General features: G+C 43.3%; 10 protein-coding genes. All 10 read right to left on the bottom strand.

Going from position 1 to position 16,568, the window contains the following annotated elements; all coding sequences use genetic code 11:
- Positions 1 to 241 precede the first annotated feature (241 nt).
- On the bottom strand, positions 242 to 499 hold the full coding sequence (locus tag L0M85_RS06525; RefSeq protein WP_023920274.1) for a DUF896 family protein: 258 nt from the start codon (positions 497 to 499) through the stop codon (positions 242 to 244).
- Positions 500 to 532: 33 nt separating this feature from the next.
- Positions 533 to 2,569, bottom strand: coding sequence for a glycine--tRNA ligase subunit beta (glyS, locus tag L0M85_RS06520; RefSeq protein ID WP_238656703.1), 2,037 nt, complete (start codon positions 2,567 to 2,569; stop codon positions 533 to 535).
- Positions 2,570 to 2,777: 208 nt separating this feature from the next.
- Positions 2,778 to 3,695 (bottom strand): glycine--tRNA ligase subunit alpha, encoded by a 918-nt coding sequence (gene glyQ, locus L0M85_RS06515; RefSeq protein WP_000038760.1) that lies wholly within the window; start codon positions 3,693 to 3,695, stop codon positions 2,778 to 2,780.
- 334 nt (positions 3,696 to 4,029) lie between these two features.
- Positions 4,030 to 8,532, bottom strand: coding sequence for a S8 family serine peptidase (locus L0M85_RS06510; RefSeq protein ID WP_238656702.1), 4,503 nt, complete (start codon positions 8,530 to 8,532; stop codon positions 4,030 to 4,032).
- Positions 8,533 to 8,782: 250 nt separating this feature from the next.
- Positions 8,783 to 9,625 carry an aldo/keto reductase gene (locus L0M85_RS06505; protein ID WP_048691999.1) on the bottom strand — a complete coding sequence of 281 codons (843 nt, stop codon included), beginning with the start codon at positions 9,623 to 9,625 and terminating at the stop codon, positions 8,783 to 8,785.
- Between the two features lies 1 nt (position 9,626).
- On the bottom strand, positions 9,627 to 9,854 hold the full coding sequence (locus L0M85_RS06500; protein WP_006597076.1) for a hypothetical protein: 228 nt from the start codon (positions 9,852 to 9,854) through the stop codon (positions 9,627 to 9,629).
- Positions 9,855 to 10,031: 177 nt separating this feature from the next.
- Positions 10,032 to 11,183, bottom strand: a complete 1,152-nt coding sequence (gene nagA / locus L0M85_RS06495) for an N-acetylglucosamine-6-phosphate deacetylase (RefSeq protein ID WP_006597080.1) — start codon at positions 11,181 to 11,183, stop codon at positions 10,032 to 10,034.
- 455 nt (positions 11,184 to 11,638) lie between these two features.
- Complete coding sequence (locus tag L0M85_RS06490; protein WP_006597416.1) at positions 11,639 to 13,270, bottom strand: Na/Pi cotransporter family protein; 1,632 nt, start codon at positions 13,268 to 13,270, stop codon at positions 11,639 to 11,641.
- A gap of 144 nt (positions 13,271 to 13,414) precedes the next feature.
- Complete coding sequence (gene rbfA / locus L0M85_RS06485; protein ID WP_006596876.1) at positions 13,415 to 13,765, bottom strand: 30S ribosome-binding factor RbfA; 351 nt, start codon at positions 13,763 to 13,765, stop codon at positions 13,415 to 13,417.
- Between the two features lie 73 nt (positions 13,766 to 13,838).
- Positions 13,839 to 16,562 (bottom strand): translation initiation factor IF-2, encoded by a 2,724-nt coding sequence (infB, locus tag L0M85_RS06480; protein ID WP_048688835.1) that lies wholly within the window; start codon positions 16,560 to 16,562, stop codon positions 13,839 to 13,841.
- Positions 16,563 to 16,568 lie beyond the last annotated feature (6 nt).

Here is a 16,568-nt window from a genome sequence, read left to right as displayed (position 1 = left end):
GAAAGATAAGAAATACCTCCTCCTTGGCTTGCTAGTGGCCGATCTAATTGCAGTCTACTTTTTCCTCCGAACTCCTGTCCCTTGGATTTTTTGGACAGCAACCTTCGTTCTTGCCGTCTCCATTTGGATATTTAAAAATCAATGGAAAAACTACAAAAATAGAGATAAGGATTCAGACTAGCCCATATAGAACAAGAAAACTCGATCAGTTCAACTTCTGATCGAGTTTTCTATTGTCTATTTATGAATTGGGATCATCAAGGCTACGGCCGTGCAAGCCTTTTTCCCGTTGGACTTGGCGCAATTTTTCTGGTGTCACGTCATTGCCTTCTTCATCCACCACCTTGATTCCTTCAATATGGTGACGAACCGAACGACGATAACCTTCAATGTATTCTTCACGAAGTTTTGCTTGCTCCACTTCTTCTTCTGGAGTCAACCCTTCTGTTTTTTTCTTTTTAGCAAGCTCATTGATACGAGCGATTTTTTCAGGTGTCATAATAAGACCTACTTTCTACCTGTTACCAGGTACTTATTTTGTGTTCAATTGGTTGAAGGCTGCAACTTTATTGGCTTTCGCTACAAGACCTGCAAGAAGGGCCAAACGGTTGTTTTTAACAGCCTCATCTTCTGCCATCACCATGGTATTGTCAAAGAAGGCATCGATGACTGGGCTAAGAGCGAAAAGTTGTGCCAATTTATCACTAGCTGCACCAGTCAATTCAAGCTCTTCAATTGCTTTAGCAAGAGCTTTTTCTTGATCATTTTCAAAGAGACTGGCATCTACTGCTACTGAAGCATCTGCTTTTTCTGCCAAGTTGAAGGCACGAGAGAGGGATTCAACAGCTGCCTTGTAACCATCCGTCTTGGCAGCTTCTGAAAGAGCTTCAGCTGCTTCCAACATATCTGCCACGACAAAGTTTGAACCAGCAAGAACAGCATCTTTGATATCTTTTGCTGTGCGTCCCATCATCTTGTCCACACGCGCCTTGATGAAGTTGAGCACTTCTGCTTGATTGTCATAAGAAAGGCTATCAAATGAAAGTCCATAAAGGCTGTCAATCAACTCATCCATCGGGATGTGCCAACCAAAGGCATCCAAGATCCGAACAATCCCTTGTGTTGCACGACGAAGCGCATATGGGTCATTGGAACCTGATGGAATCAAGCCAACTGAGAAGAAGGAAAGAAGGGTATCCAATTTATCCGCAAGGGCAAGGATAGCACCAACCTTGGTTTCAGGAAGGGCTCCGTCTGCTGAATCAGGAAGGTAGTGCTCACGGATAGCTGTCGCAACCGCATCATCCTCACCAGCAAGAAGAGCGTATTTTTCACCCATGATTCCCTGCAATTCATCGAACTCTCCGACCATACCCGTCAAGAGGTCAAATTTGTAAATTTCAGCTGCACGAGCGACGGCTGCCTTTTCTTCTGCAGTCAAACCAGCTTGCTCAGCTAGTGACGCTGCAATGACACCAGCACGCGCCATGTGTTCTGAAAGAGAACCAATTTTTTCATGGAAAGTCACGTGTGCCAATTTAGCAACGAGGTCTTCAATCTTAAGTTTTTGGTCTTCACGCCAGAAGAATTCACCATCTTCAAGACGTGCCACCAAGACTTTTTCATTTCCTCGAACGACATTTTCCAAGTGCTCAGCGTTACCATTACGAACTGAGATGAAGTTTGGTTTGAGCTGACCATCAAGGTCACGTACAACAAAGTAACGTTGGTGTGTTTCCATTGATGTCACCAAAACATCTTCTGGAACGTCCAAATATTTGGTGTCGAAGCTTCCCATAAAGGCAGTTGGATATTCGACCAAGTTCAAAACTTCATTCAAAAGGCCTTCTTCAATTTGGACTTGCACACCTTGTTCTGCTTCGATAACTTTGATTTGTTCACGAATCATGTTTTCACGTTCTTTGCTATCCGCAATCACGTAAACGGTACGAAGGTCTTCTTCATAAGAATCCGCATTGGTAATTTCTACTTCGTGTCCAAGGAAACGGTGTCCACGACTCACACGACCTGACTGGATATCCAAGAAATCAAGGTCAAGCGCTTCATCACCCAAAAGAACTGTCAAGGTGTGCACAGGACGAATGTATTCAAAGCTGTTGTTAGCCCAGTGCATGCTAACAGGGAAGGTCAATGAAGCAAGCACTTCTGGAAGGCCAGCCAAGACTTCTTTGGCAGGTTTACCAGCTTCGTGTTTCGTGACATAAACGTACTCTTCCCCTTTGACTTCACGAAATTCGATATCATCTACTGTCAAGCCTTTCCCGCGGACAAATCCTTGGGCCGCTTTTGAGAAGTTACCTTCTGCATCCAAGGCGATTTTCTTAGAAGGTCCTTTAAAATCTTCGGTCAAATCTGTTTGTTGATCCGCCAAACCAATCACACGGACAGCCAAACGGCGTGGCGTTGAGAAGGTTTGAATGCTTTCGTATGAAAGACGGTTGTCATCCAAGAAGGCTGCCATTTTCTCACCCAGTTGTTTTTCACTTGGTGTGACAACGTAGGCTGGTAACTCTTCAAGTCCAAGTTCTACTAATAAGTTTTTTGTCATGTTTTTTCTCCGAAAAATATCTTTTTTTCCAGTTTGCCTTATGTGATTGGCACGCAAGCAACCGACTTCGTCGTTTCATTGCTAAAATTGGAGCCTAAAGTCTCCAATTTTGCCTGGTATCGTTAGAGAAACTAACGATACCTTTATCACTGCGACAACTGGTCCTGTAGGATTGCTCTATCAGTCAATCCCATCTAATACGCTCTCTTTATTCTTCCTCTTCTGCTAGGAGTTTTGCGCGTGTGGCTTCGTCAAGAAGTGGGTAACCAAGTTTTTTACGTTCTGCGACGAAGGTTTTGGCTACAACACGGGCCAAGTTACGGATACGGGCAATGTATCCGGCACGTTCTGTAACGGATACTGCTCCACGAGCATCAAGCAAGTTGAAGGTATGTGAACATTTCAAAACGTAGTCATAGGCTGGGTGAACAAGGCCCAATTCCAAAGCACGCCCTGCTTCTTTTTCAAATTTTTCGAAGTTTTCAAGAAGCATATCTTGATCAGAAACTTCAAAGCTGTATTTTGAGTGCTCGTATTCTGGTTGAAGGAAGATTTCTCCGTATTTAACACCTGGAGCCCACTCGATATCATAGACTGAGTCTACTTCTTGGATGTAAGAAGCTAAACGCTCCAACCCATAAGTGACCTCAGCGGTAACAGGACCAGTTGCCAAACCACCAACTTGTTGGAAATAAGTGAACTGAGTGATTTCCATACCGTCAAGCCAAACTTCCCAACCAAGACCAGCTGAACCAGTTGATGGGTTTTCCCAGTTATCTTCAACGAAACGAATATCGTGTTCCAATGGGTTGATGCCCAATTTTTCCAAAGACTCGAGGTAGAGTTCTTGGATATTTGAAGGCGATGGTTTCATGACCACTTGGAATTGGTGGTGTTGGTAAAGACGGTTTGGGTTTTCCCCGTAACGTCCATCAGCTGGACGACGTGATGGCTCCACATAAGCCGCGTTCCATGGCTCAGGACCGATGGCACGGAGGAAGGTATAAGGACTCATGGTTCCCGCACCCTTCTCGTTATCATAAGCCTGCATCAGCATACAACCCTGATCATTCCAGTATTGTTGCAAAGTCAAAATAATTTCTTGGAAGGTTAGTTTTTTAGACATCTTCTTCTCCTTTTTATAATTTCTTGCGACTTTGGATACAAAAAAACCGTGTCTTTGCTCCTAAGTCAAGTGACCTAGGGGCGTCAAAAACGCGGTTCCACCCTAATTTATTACTTCATTTTATTCTACTGTACTCAGCTTTTTACTGAGAGAAAGCGCCACTTGCTTATCTTGTTCTGCTTGGCTTTCACTATCCCAAGCTCGCTTAAAAAACGCCATAAGCCTTTCTTTCTTGACTAGTATTATAGCAGATTTCTACTCTAGTGTAAACCAAAAACAAGTCCGAAACAGGTGTTTCAGACTTGTTGCAAATCCTTTCAAAGAAAGGTGACTGTTATGGGCGTTTTACAATCTTTGGTTTTTTCCCATTTAATTTTTTCTTAGCAGCTTTAACCTCAGCTAATACCGCCTTGACTTCCTGTTGACTAGCACCAGGATTAGCCAATACAGCTTGAGCGCGGATAAAGGCTTGCAGGTAGTTTACCTTCACCTTATCTGCTGCATAGATAAACTTAGCATTCTTAGCTTGGAACTGGAGTTCTGCCGCAATCAATTTCTTAAGACTTGAAAAATCAGTTGTTTTACCATTTAGCTGTTGATCAGCTGCTTGATAATTTGCAAGTGCTTGGTTGATTTGCTCTTGTGTCACACCTTCACGGACGAGCAAGAGAGCCAATGCCTTAAAGCTTTGGTCAAAGGCACGTCGAGCGGAATCCTTAGCGTTGGCATAACGACCTGTTTTTGAGGCTACATCATAGGCAGCAATGGCTGATTTTAGCGCTGTAAAATCAGACTCTTTTCCGTCTAATTGACTCGTAACCAATCCAAGATTTGAGAAAATTTGGTTAACTTCTGCTTGTGATAACTTAGCTGCAAGAGCTTTCTGAGCTTCTTGATAAGCTGCATCATAGGCTAAACGTTTTTCACTCGTTGCATTAAAGTACTGTGGAGTGCTGGTCAAATTAGCTTGTTGAGCCAACAATTGCAACAATTGGGTCTTAATGACTACAGAAAGTTTTGCGAGATTGTTTTGGTCTGCTAGAACGGTCACAGTCGGTGCATCCTCAAACAACTCATAACCTGTTGGTAGACTGACTGAAATCGTGTAGGTTCCAACTGGGACATCTTTTCCAAAAGCGTTCTTGCCATAGCGTTGAACTGGAAGAACAAAGGTTTCACCAGCTTGATTTTTCAAGACAACTGGTGTTGTTCTTGGTACTGCTTGATCAAAGACCAGGCTCAAAGGTGCAGTGACAATCTCTTTGGCCAAGAATTCGATGGTCTTAAAGCTGTCCTCTGCAGTGATTTCAAATTTCTGAGTTCGTTCGCTGACGAGTTTCAGATCTGATTTGTCATAGGCAAAGAGTTCTGCCACGTAGCTACCAAACTTAAGGAAATTGATTTCTTTCCCTTTGTCTAAGTTGACATACTGTCCTTGATCATCCTTGATACGGTAGACAAAATCGGTATCTAATTCTTTATGTGTATCGGCATCTAGGACTGACACCTTAATCCGGCCACTATCTTCAGTACCAGCAAAATCAGCAAGAGAAGCAAAGTCGCGGTTTCCAGCGTAGTCTTCTACCACATAGTAAAGCAAGTATTTACTGATTCCTTCTGGAAGAGTATAGCCACCATCTTCATTTGCCGTTAAATAGACACGGTTTTCAAAGCGACTAGTCTTCCCTAGGGCGTCTTTCCCCTCTTTAACGAGGGTCCCTTCTTCATCAAAGGCCTTGACATAGAAGACTTGCTCTCGTAAGATTCCACCGTTGCCAATATCTTTTGTTTTACGAGCATAGAAGGTTTCTACCCCATCCTTCTTGGTCGTATAACCTGAAGTCAAGACTGGTTTTTGGGTATCGATTTGGATATTAAATCGAACAACTTGCTCTTCTGCTCCTGGAACGGCTGGCGTATAGCGAACTTCATAGACATAGTGACCATCCGCTACCTTTTCACCCTTGGCATCCGTTCCTTCCCAAGCCGTATTGTCGACTAGATAAGATCGTTTCCCACGTCCGTCAAAATAATTCTTACGAGCAGAGAAAGATCCTGTACTTGACCAAATTGGATTAGCAAATGCTTGATCATCTGCCTTGTAGACAGCTGCTTTCATATTTTTTAGGTTTCGCAAGACGACTGCACGATATTGCACGTAATCTTTGTTCCCATCTCCATCTGGAGAAATAGCCAGACGGACATTGCCATCAGCATCCAAATGGAGGACGTTCAAACCTTCTGGTGTTTCCACTGTTCCAAGAACGATTGGGCTTCGTTCTGCTGTTTCCTTCTTAGCAGTCGTATAGAGCACATCATTCACGTTTGAAACTAAAGAGGTGACGTTTGCATTCGATGGCACGTGTTTGGTTTCTGGGACATCATAGTAGAATCCTGATTTCCCTTCTCTTACCAAGTTGTAGATTGGTTTTTCAACCGCAGGGATATCTTGGAAAGAACCACGGAAGCCCATAAATGGGATGCTAACCACATCGCCATCATCTGCTGGATCCACAAAGCGAACAAATCCTTCTAGGAAGTAACCGTTCGGCATCAATTTAGTCAATTCTTCTGCAAACTTAGATGCATCGACAGTCACCGTCACTGTCTGACTGCTATGGGCTTTTACGGTGACATTTGGCCATACTGTCTCTGTTAATTTCCGTGGCTTCAAGGTAAAGTGATCGTCTTTTACATCGTCGGTAGTGGTATTCACAATCATCTTCAACTCTCTGTCAGTATCAGAAATATTATGAACGGTCACATCAAAACTGAATCGATCTTCTACATTACCAAGGGTTACGCTTGGGTAAGCATCTTCATTCGTTACATATAAATCTGTCGAGACAGCTGCAGCAGTATCTACAATCCCTGCCCCTTGTTGACGTACCGAAGTGTAGGCCCCCGTTTCTTTGTTGAAGTGCGGTTTTGCAGTCGACATGATCAAGGCCTTAACCGTTGCAGATAGCTCCTCTGGTGAAAGTTCTGGATGATGAGCTTGAAGGTATTCCTTCACCAAAGCTGATACCCCAGCCACATGAGGAGAGGCCATACTGGTTCCGCTGATACTGCCATAGCTATTATCATTTAGTGAAGAGAAGATCGATCCACCAGGTGCTGTGACATCCGGTTTTAATTGTCCATCCGTTGAGACTCCCCAACTAGAGAATTCAGACATCTTCCCAGCGTCAGGGTTTGGACGGTTATCCAGACTGCCATCAAAGACTATCTTGTAGTCTTTGTCTTTGATCGCTTCTCCATACCGCTTAGAAATAAATACCGCAGGAATCTTTCTCGCATCGCCTTCGAGGCCCATTTTGACATTCGCGCCTTCGACACTATTGTAAATAAGGGCTCCAATCGCTCCTTTTTTATAGACATTAGCGACCTTATCTGAGAAGGTGATTTCACCACGTTTGATGAGGGCGACTTTACCAGTCAAATCGAGACTTTCTAAATCACTCTCATGCCCCAAACCAGCATCCACATAGTCATATTCTTTCCCATTTTCGAAATTGGCATCTGTTTCAGCCGCTGTATAGGTAAACTTCCCTTTATCCAAGTCGGCATTGTCTTCCAAACCACGCACTGTAAAGACTTCTTCCGTTACGAATGAATCATTTACTGAGGCAACAGAAATAGACTCTTCTACGGTTGAAGGACTACCCACGACACCATAATCAGGGTTTTCAGCACTTGGGTTGTTATAACCGTATCCATAGGTATTGCTATTACCCGCAGCGATGACGACACTAACCCCTTTGGCGCGTGCTCGTTGGATCGCTTCTCTGACAGCAGGACTAGCATTCACTGTAGATCCTGTCCCAGACCCTAAACTCATGTTAATGACATCGGCTCCCAATGCCACTGCGTCATCAATCGCTTTTACATAGACAACATCGCTGGTCGATCCACTACGATCAGAGAAAACCCGCATAAACATCACTTGGGCTTCTGGAGCAACTCCATATACGTAGTTGCCATCCCCAGCTTTTTTGTCAGGGTTCCCAGTCGCAATACCTGTTACGTGCATACCGTGTGAATCATGGTCTTTTTCTTTGATATTGTCATCTCCGTCCATATAATCATAGGCAAAGACAACCTTATCGTTGTACCATTTTCCGTAGTCAATTCCCGCTGCTTTTTTTGCAGCTTCTAATTCTGTTTGATTTTTGAACTTCCCTTTTGTAGGATCTGAGATCCGCAATACTTCATGGTAGACATCTAAACCAGAGTCAATGACCGCAACAACAGTCCCTTCACCCTTGTAGCCGTTTTCCCAAGTTTGGGGCACATTAATAATCGTATTGCTGCTGATACTTAATGGTTTATCTTCAGCTTTCTTTTCAGTACGTACTTCCGTTACAGGTTTAGCCTCACTCTTCTCCTCTGTTGAAGAAGGTTTTGCTTCTGTTTTTTCCTGTCCTTCGGATGTTTTTTCTGCAGTTTTTTCTACAGTTTTTTCTTCGGTTTTAGTTACGACTTCCGCTTGCTTTTCAGTAGCTTGAGCCTCTGTTTTTGCTTCCTGCGCAAGGACTTGGCTATCTGATTCGACAGATGGAGTTGTTGCCCCTTTGTCTGAGGAGACTGGCTCGTCAACAACTTTACCATTTTCAACTACTGAGCCTGTAGTCTGCTCACTTGCCTGATTCGTTACAGGAGACGCAGACTCACTTGGCGATGCTTGATTTGCTTCTGCAGATGCAACGACTGCAGTCTCTGGCTGTTTCGCTTCATCAGCACTTACATTCCCTGCTCCAAAGACAAGAACAGATCCTAATAGCACCGATGCAACACCAAACTTATATTTTCTCAATGAGAAACGCTGTTTACTCATAAAATTCCCCCTATATACTAAATTATTCTTATTATACTCCTAATTTTTCAGAAAATTCACTCAACATTAACTTTGTTATCAAATTGTAATATTTCCGTACAATATCTTTAATTAGTTGTTTTTTGTTTGCTTTTTAATGGTTTCGATGTCCAAATATTTAGATATTTAAAACAAATCATTCGTTTTTCGTCTCGTTACACAAAAAAGACAGTGAGAGCAAATTCTCACTGTCTATTAAAAACAAACAATCCTAAAAGTCTTTGGTATCTGGATTCGGTGCTCCTGCCTCTACTGGGATCTTCCGAAGAAGGTCACAATCTTCTGGGGATAATGCAATCGCAGAGCATTGTAGGTTACTTGCAATGCGTTCAGGAGTCACTGACTTGGGCAGAGGTAAAAATCCTTCTGCTAGACTCCAGGCCAACAGAAGCTGGGCTGGTGTCACGTCATACTGTTTAGCCAATGTAAGGACTGTCTCATTTTGAAACAACTCTCCTTGGCCAAATGGCCCCCAAGCTTCCAATAAAATTCCTTTATCACGGCAATAACGGACTACTTCCTCTTGATAGACTCCAGGGGCCAAGCGAATCTGATTGACCGCCGGAAGAACGTTGGCACTCTCTAACAAAGCATCCAGGTGATGGGGCAGGAAGTTACTCACGCCAATAGAACGGATTTTTCCTTCTGCCTGCATATCTTCCATGGCTCTCCAAACCTCACGATTCCGTTCTTTCCAGGCCTCATTTTCTCTGTGAGTCACAGGATTTGGCCAGTGGATGAGGTACAAATCGATATAATCTAGTCCCAATTTGTGCAAAGATTCTTTTAGGCCATTGACAGCATCCTCATAGGTGTGACGATTATTCCACAACTTGGTCGTTACAAAAAGCTCTTCTCTTGGAATACCACTATCTTTGATAGCCTTTCCGACGCTTTCTTCATTTTGATAGATGGCTGCTGTATCAATATGGCGATAGCCCACTTCTAAGGCTGCTTTTACTGCTTGATAAGCTTCCTCGCCATCTTTCGCCTTCCAAGTACCAAAACCAAGTACAGGAATGTGGCGTCCGTCATTCAGTTTGTAGCTCTTCATCTTATTTCCCGTCACTTTCCTTTGTTTTTTCACCTGACTTAGAAGTCTTCGCATTCAAGCGCAACTTTGGCTTAAAGATATTTTCCTTCGGCTGCACCATCGATTTGCTAAAGAAAGCATAGAGTAAAAAGGCACTACCTGCCACTAGGATGACGGGACTACGGCGCAACATACCGTAGATAAAGAAAAACAAGCCCATCAATAAAAAACGTACGTTTATCTTATTCATAAAACTACCTCGCGATTCAATTACTTTCATTATACCATGTATCGGAGCAAAGAGACAAATGGTTAGATCAAGGAATACTATTCAAATAAGCTGAGACTTTCATCTCAGCTTATGGGATACATTCAATTTTTAGTTTGGCGAAAGCAAGCGATTCGTAGTTGAACCTCTTTTTCACCATTAGGCTTCAAATCGTTTTTGACCGTCTAAGAAGGTTGCTACCAACTCTAAATCTTTATCCAATACAATAAAGTCAGCGTCATACCCTTCACGGATTTGGCCACAGACATCATCAATATGGACAGATTTAGCAGGGTTGAGACTTGCCATCATGACCGCTTCATGAGGATTGGCAATGCCCCACTCAACAACATTCTTCAATCCATCTTTAAGCTTCAAGATCGAACCAGCCAGATTCCCTGTCGATTTCAAACGGGCTGTTCCATTTTCTACGACAACAGGGAATTCACCCAACATGTAGTCGCCATCTTCCAATCCACCAGCTGTCATACAGTCGGTGATCAAGGCAATATTTTCCACTCCTTTTTGTTTGAGAAGGATGTCGCAGGCTTTTGGATCAACGTGATGGCCATCACAGATTAACTCTGCATAAGTATGAGGAAGTTGGTACATAGCCCCAACCATTCCCAACTCACGGTGCGTCAAACCGCGCATTCCGTTATAGGCATGCACCCAGACACTAGCCCCAGCATCCACTGCTTTTTTAGCTTCGTCAAAGGTTGCATTGGAGTGACCAAGCGCAACCGTTACCCCTTCTCCTGTTACTGTGCGGACAAAGTCTTCTACACCATCTCGCTCAGGAGCAAGGGCAATTTTATTGAGCAAGCCGTTGGCTGCTTTTTGCCATGCACGGAATTCATCCATCCGAGGATCTTTCATATAGGCTGGATTTTGTGCCCCTTTGTACTTCTCTGTAAAGTAAGGTCCTTCAAAGTAAATACCACGAATCTTAGCACCAGACGCTTCTTGGTATCGTGCTCCAATGTTTTCAGTGACTGCTAATAATTGCTCATAAGAAGAGGTCAAGGTTGTTGGCAAAAAGCTAGTGACCCCTGTGCTCAAGAGCCCCTCACTCATAGTATGAAGGGTTCCCTCGATGTTGTTGTCCATAACGTCAACTCCACCAAATCCATGGATGTGCGTATCGACCAAACCAGGAGCAATACTATAGCCTGTATAGTCCAAAACAGTAGCTCCCTCTGGTAGCTGATCTACATGTTTCCCAAATTTGCCATCGACAATTTCTAGATATCCTCCCTTACGAATGCCATGGGGATAAAAGAATTGATCTGCTTGTATATAAGTTGTCATGGTGATTTCCTTTCTTTTTCTACCGATATATTCATACACATTATAATCCTTTGTACTGTATTTGTAAATGGTATAGACCTATTTTATTTAAATATATTAATATTTTCTATAAATACGATAAAAAATCCAGTTTTTTTGAGCTGGATTTCAGATTGAATATAAAGTCTTCTTTAAAACTTTCCTTAGGTGAGTACGGACGTTAGGTGAAATTATCCAGTGGATGATTTCAGCAATCCAGGAAGTTCCATGACTTAGTTTTGAACCTAAAGTTTCAAAACTCCCGAGTGGCTGAAACTTTAGCGCTTCAGCCACTTTTCTCACAGCGGAAAGTAATAAATTTGTTTAATTAATTAAAAATACAAATTATTTTTTTGAAAAAATTTTCTAGCTATTTTATGAAAAAAATTTGTCTACATTCTAAAATCCAGTCCTAAAGAACTGGATTTTTCGTTTTTTTAGATCTGCTCCAATTGTACCTTCTCAGCTAAGTTCATGGCATGGTCTGCGACACGGGTATAGTGAGAGATGATATCAATAAAGTTCACACCTGCTTGAGGTGTACACTCGCCCTTGTTCAGACGAGAAATATGGGTCTTCCGCAATTTCTTTTCAAGTTTTTCAATCGCCTGATGGCGCTGTTCCAACTCTGCGGCCAACTCTTGGTTATCCTCTTCTACACTTCGAAGTGCATCTTTAACAAACGTCGCCGTTTGTTGGTAGATATCTTCTAATTCAGCCAAAGCATTGTCAGAAAAGACAACTTTCTTCCGAATGAGGTAGTCCGTCAAGTTGATCAAGGCTTCTGCGTGGTCTCCAATCCGCTCCAAATCTCGAGAAGAATCCAAAATATTGGTCAAGGATTCGCTTTCTTTTGGACTCAAAGCTTCACTGGACAAGCGGATCAAGTACTTGGTCAACTGATCATCGATGGTATTAATCGCTTCTTCTGTTTTATGACCTTTTTCAGCTAGCTTTTCTTCTTGATTCAAAATATAGCGATAAGATAAATCAAAAATCTTTTCAGCATAAGCTCCTAAGTGCAAGAGTTCTTTTTTGGCATTTCCCAAGGCAATCGAAGGAGCTTGGGTAATCAGATTTTCATCCAAGTAAAGTGGCTCGTATTTGACCACTTCATCCTCACCAGGAATCAATTTCGTCACAAAGTAAGCCAATGCTCCGATGAATGGGAATTGAACGATGGTGTTGGTCACATTAAAAGCACCATGTGAAAAGGCAATCGTCATCTCAGGTGAGAGATGCAACTGAGCTTGGAAGAACTCAACCATACTTGTAAATGGTCCCAACAAGATGATACACAGAATGGTCCCGATGACATTAAATAAGACGTGGGTCGCTGCAACCCGTTTGGCAGAAACATTGGCTCCCATGGCAGCAATGATAACGGTGAGGGTAGTCCCAATGTTATCCCCAAATAAAATTGGCAATGCTCCCTTAAGATCTAAAAATCCACCGGAGTAGAGACCTTGCAGAATCCCAATCGTTGCAGAAGAAGCCTGGATCAAGACTGTGATAATGGCTCCAGCTAGCACTCCGAGGATTGGATTCTTCCCAAGGGTTACCATATATTGGCTGAACTCTGGCAAGTCTTTCAAAGGACTCATCCCTGCGCTGATGAGGTTCAAGGCGTAAAAGATTCCCCCAACCCCAAACAAGATCCGACCAATATTGTTAGCTATCCGATTCTTGGTAAAGAAGAGACAGACTGTACCGACAAACATAATGGGCAAGGCATATGTTCCCAACTTGAAACCAATGATGAAGGAAGTGACCGTCGTCCCGATATTGGCCCCCATGATGATCCCAATTGCTTGGCGTAGCGTTAATAGACCGGCACTTACTAATCCAACCGTAATAACAGTTACCCCGGTACTAGACTGGATAAGGGCAGTCACGACAATCCCTACGAGCACCCCAAGAAATGGATTACTGGTATATTTGTCGATATAGTAACGAAGGCGATCCCCTGCAGCCTGTTGCAAGCCATCACCCATAGTTTTGATACTATATAAAAATAGTCCCAAACCACCTAAGAAGTTAAATAAAATGTTCTGCCAATCAATGGACATTCCTTTTCCTCCATCATCATTCGATAAAAGTTTACTCACTCTATTTTAAAACATCCACCCCTTCGGCACAAGTTTTTTTTGAAATTTCTTCTGAATTTTGCCATAAAAAAACGATAGACTCTACAGAATCTATCGTTTTGTTCATTATTTTTTATCAAGATCGCGTAACATTTGGTCAATCTTGTTTCCATATTCAATGGATTCATCTTTGACAAAGGTTAAATCTGGAATTTTGTACAATTTTAAATTCCGACCTAATTCGCGCTTGATGGTTCCTGTTGCTTTTTCCAGCCCTGTCTGAGCCTTTTGATTATCTGAAGCCAGGTCACTCATAATCGAATAGTAAACCTTAGCCATCGACAAATCGCCTAGCATTTGAACATCCGTAATAGTGACGCCTTGGACACGCGGATCACGAACTTTCTTTTGCAAAATTTCGTTGACTTCCCGCTTGATTTCCATACCGACTCGGTCTGTCCGAAAATGACTTGCCATAGGAACTCCTTTCTGCTCTGTCTTTAAAAACTAGGAAATGGGAGATTACCTCTCTTACTTCCTAGTTAACAGTTTATTTTTTAATTTCTTCCATGATGTAAGCTTCGATGGTATCATCAGTCTTGATATCATTGTAGCCTTCAATCATGAGACCACCCTCACGACCGTTGGTCACTTCTTTGACATCATCTTTATAATGTTTCAAGCTTGCAAGAGCACCGTCATAGATCACGACACCGTCACGAATGACACGAACTTTGGAATCACGAGTGACCTTACCACTGAGGACCATAAATCCACCGATAGTACCCACTTTAGAGACTTTAAAGGTTTCACGAATGACTGCTTCCCCGATGACTTTCTCTTCGAACTCAGGATCCAACATTCCCTTCATAGCATCTTCCATTTCTTCAATCACTTTGTAGATGATTGAGTGAAGACGGATTTCTACCTCGTCAGCTTCTGCTTGCTGACGCGCTTGAGGCGTAGGGCGGACGTTAAATCCAATGATGAAGGCATTTGAAGCTTCTGCGAGGGTAACGTCTGATTCGTTGATGGCACCAACTGCTGAGTGAACGATGGTCACTTTCACACCTTCCACTTCAATCTTTTGAAGGGAAGCAGCAAGGGCTTCAACCGATCCTTGAACATCGGCTTTAATGATGACATTAACGGATTTCACTTCTCCAGCCTTCAAGGTATCAAAGAGATTTTCAAGGCTGACACGGTTGGTTGCTTGACGTTGTTTCATCAGCGCACGTTTGGCACGTTCTTCACCGGCTGCACGCGCAGATTTTTCATCTTCATAAACCGCAAAGTGGTCACCCGCCATTGGCGCTTCGTTCAAACCAGTGATAGAAACTGGAGTAGATGGTCCAGCTACTTTCACACGACGGCCAAGGTCATTGGTCATGGCACGGACACGTCCGAAAGTATTACCAACAACGATTGGGTCTTGGACATTCAAAGTACCTTGTTGAACCAGAAGGGTTGCGACCGCACCTTTACCTTTATCCAAACGAGCTTCGATAACAGTACCGATGGCACGAACTGTTGGATCTGCCTTGAGTTCTTGGATTTCAGCTACAAGAAGGACCGTTTCCAAAAGTTCATCGATATTTTGGTTGAACTTGGCAGAGATTTCTACAAACTCAGAATCCCCACCCCAGGCAGTTGACATAACCCCATGCTCTGCCAATTCACCGATGACACGTTCTGGGTTGGCACCCGGTTTATCGATCTTGTTAATAGCCACAATGATTGGGACATTAGCCGCTTTTGAGTGGTTAATAGCTTCGATAGTCTGAGGCATCACCCCGTCATCTGCCGCTACGACCAAGATGGTAATATCCGTAACAGATGCACCACGCGCCCGCATAGAGGTGAAGGCCGCGTGTCCAGGTGTATCCAAGAAGGTAATTTTTTTGCCATTTTCCACGATTTGGTAGGCACCGATATGCTGGGTGATTCCTCCCGCTTCACCTGTTGCTACACGTGAATTACGAAGGGTATCCAAAAGGGTTGTCTTCCCGTGGTCAACGTGTCCCATGATGGTGACAACTGGTGGACGCTCTACCAATTCATCTGGATTCAAATAGCCATCTTCGACGAAGAAGCGTTCGATATCCGCATTGTCCACTTCAACCTTTTTCTTGGCTTCAATTCCATAATCCACTAACAGAAGTTCAATGGTATCGCCATCCAAGGATTGGTTTTGTGTCGCCATCACTCCCATCATGAAGAGTTTCTTAACGATTTCCGCAGGCTCACGCTTAATCCGTTTTGCGATTTCCGCAACCGTCATTCCATCTGTGTACTCAAGTTCACTTGGCAACTCATGGAATTTACGCTCTGTTACTGGTTTTGGAGCTTCATTGCGGTTATTCTTTCCTTTTTTATTCTTTTTGTTGTTGTTCCAGTTACTATTTCTTTGATTTCTCACTTGGTTTTGACTACTTCGATTCTTTTGTTGTTTTCTTGGACCATCTTCTTCGCGATCAAAATCTTCACGTTTTTTGTCTGGTCTAGCTTGCTTTTTCCGACGTGTATCAACTGCTGCAGGACTTGGAGCCGCTACCGGAGTTGCCTTCGCTGCTTCTACCTTCGGTTGTGGAGCGACAACTTCAGTCGCAACTGCCTCTTCGCGCTTACGACGTTGTTGACGGTCTTGCTCTACCTTGGCTGCCTGGTTTTGCTTGTAGCGTTCTTCACTACCACGTGCATATTCCGCATTTTGCTCTGCTTTTAATGCTGCCGCACGGGCTTTGAAGTCAATCTTCGGTGCGCCATTTACAGGATTTGGACGTCCTTGACTGTTTCCAGCTTGGTCACGGCGACGATCATTCCCTTGGTTCCGGCGGTCATTTCCTTGATTTTTTCGTTCACTACGATTTTGGAAACGATCCCCATCCCGACGGTCGTTTTGTTGTTTCTTAGGTCGATTTCCTTGTTGCTGACGACGTTCCGCCTGCTCTTTTGCACGGGCTTCGCGTTCCGCCTTGAAATTACGACTCTTTGGCTTCACAACAGGTGTTGCAGCTGTTTCCGTTGTTTTTTCTGGTTGGTTTGCAACAGGTTCTTTTGCAACCGGTGCAACTTTTACTTGTTTTTCTTCCGTCACTTTAGGAGTTTGGGGCGCCTTTGATGCAAAACTATTGACCAAACGCTCAACCGCTTCACCTTCGATACTAGAAGCGTGACTCTTTACCTCCAACCCTAATTCTTTTGCCCGTGTGACGACTTCTTTACTTTCCTTGCCTAGTTCTTTGGCAATCTCATACAATCTTTTCTTAGACAATTGCTG

Origin of the sequence: Streptococcus sp. DFI.7.26, from assembly GCF_022240605.1 — a bacterium.
GTDB classification, from domain to species: Bacteria; Bacillota; Bacilli; order Lactobacillales; family Streptococcaceae; genus Streptococcus; species Streptococcus xiaochunlingii.
Note: the sequence above shows the minus strand (reverse complement) of the source record. Positions and strands in the feature narration are given on the sequence as shown.

What these genes read in the sequence shown, in the direction of transcription:
- rbfA (WP_006596876.1), bottom strand. Translation starts at nt 13,765, where the DNA reads ATGGCAAGTCATTTTCGGACAGACCGAGTCGGTATGGAAATCAAGCGG.
- glyQ (WP_000038760.1), bottom strand. Translation starts at nt 3,695, where the DNA reads ATGTCTAAAAAACTAACCTTCCAAGAAATTATTTTGACTTTGCAACAA.
- glyS (WP_238656703.1), bottom strand. Translation starts at nt 2,569, where the DNA reads ATGACAAAAAACTTATTAGTAGAACTTGGACTTGAAGAGTTACCAGCC.
- L0M85_RS06525 (WP_023920274.1), bottom strand. Translation starts at nt 499, where the DNA reads ATGACACCTGAAAAAATCGCTCGTATCAATGAGCTTGCTAAAAAGAAA.
- L0M85_RS06505 (WP_048691999.1), bottom strand. Translation starts at nt 9,625, where the DNA reads ATGAAGAGCTACAAACTGAATGACGGACGCCACATTCCTGTACTTGGT.
- L0M85_RS06500 (WP_006597076.1), bottom strand. Translation starts at nt 9,854, where the DNA reads ATGAATAAGATAAACGTACGTTTTTTATTGATGGGCTTGTTTTTCTTT.
- nagA (WP_006597080.1), bottom strand. Translation starts at nt 11,183, where the DNA reads ATGACAACTTATATACAAGCAGATCAATTCTTTTATCCCCATGGCATT.
- L0M85_RS06510 (WP_238656702.1), bottom strand. Translation starts at nt 8,532, where the DNA reads ATGAGTAAACAGCGTTTCTCATTGAGAAAATATAAGTTTGGTGTTGCA.
- L0M85_RS06490 (WP_006597416.1), bottom strand. Translation starts at nt 13,270, where the DNA reads ATGTCCATTGATTGGCAGAACATTTTATTTAACTTCTTAGGTGGTTTG.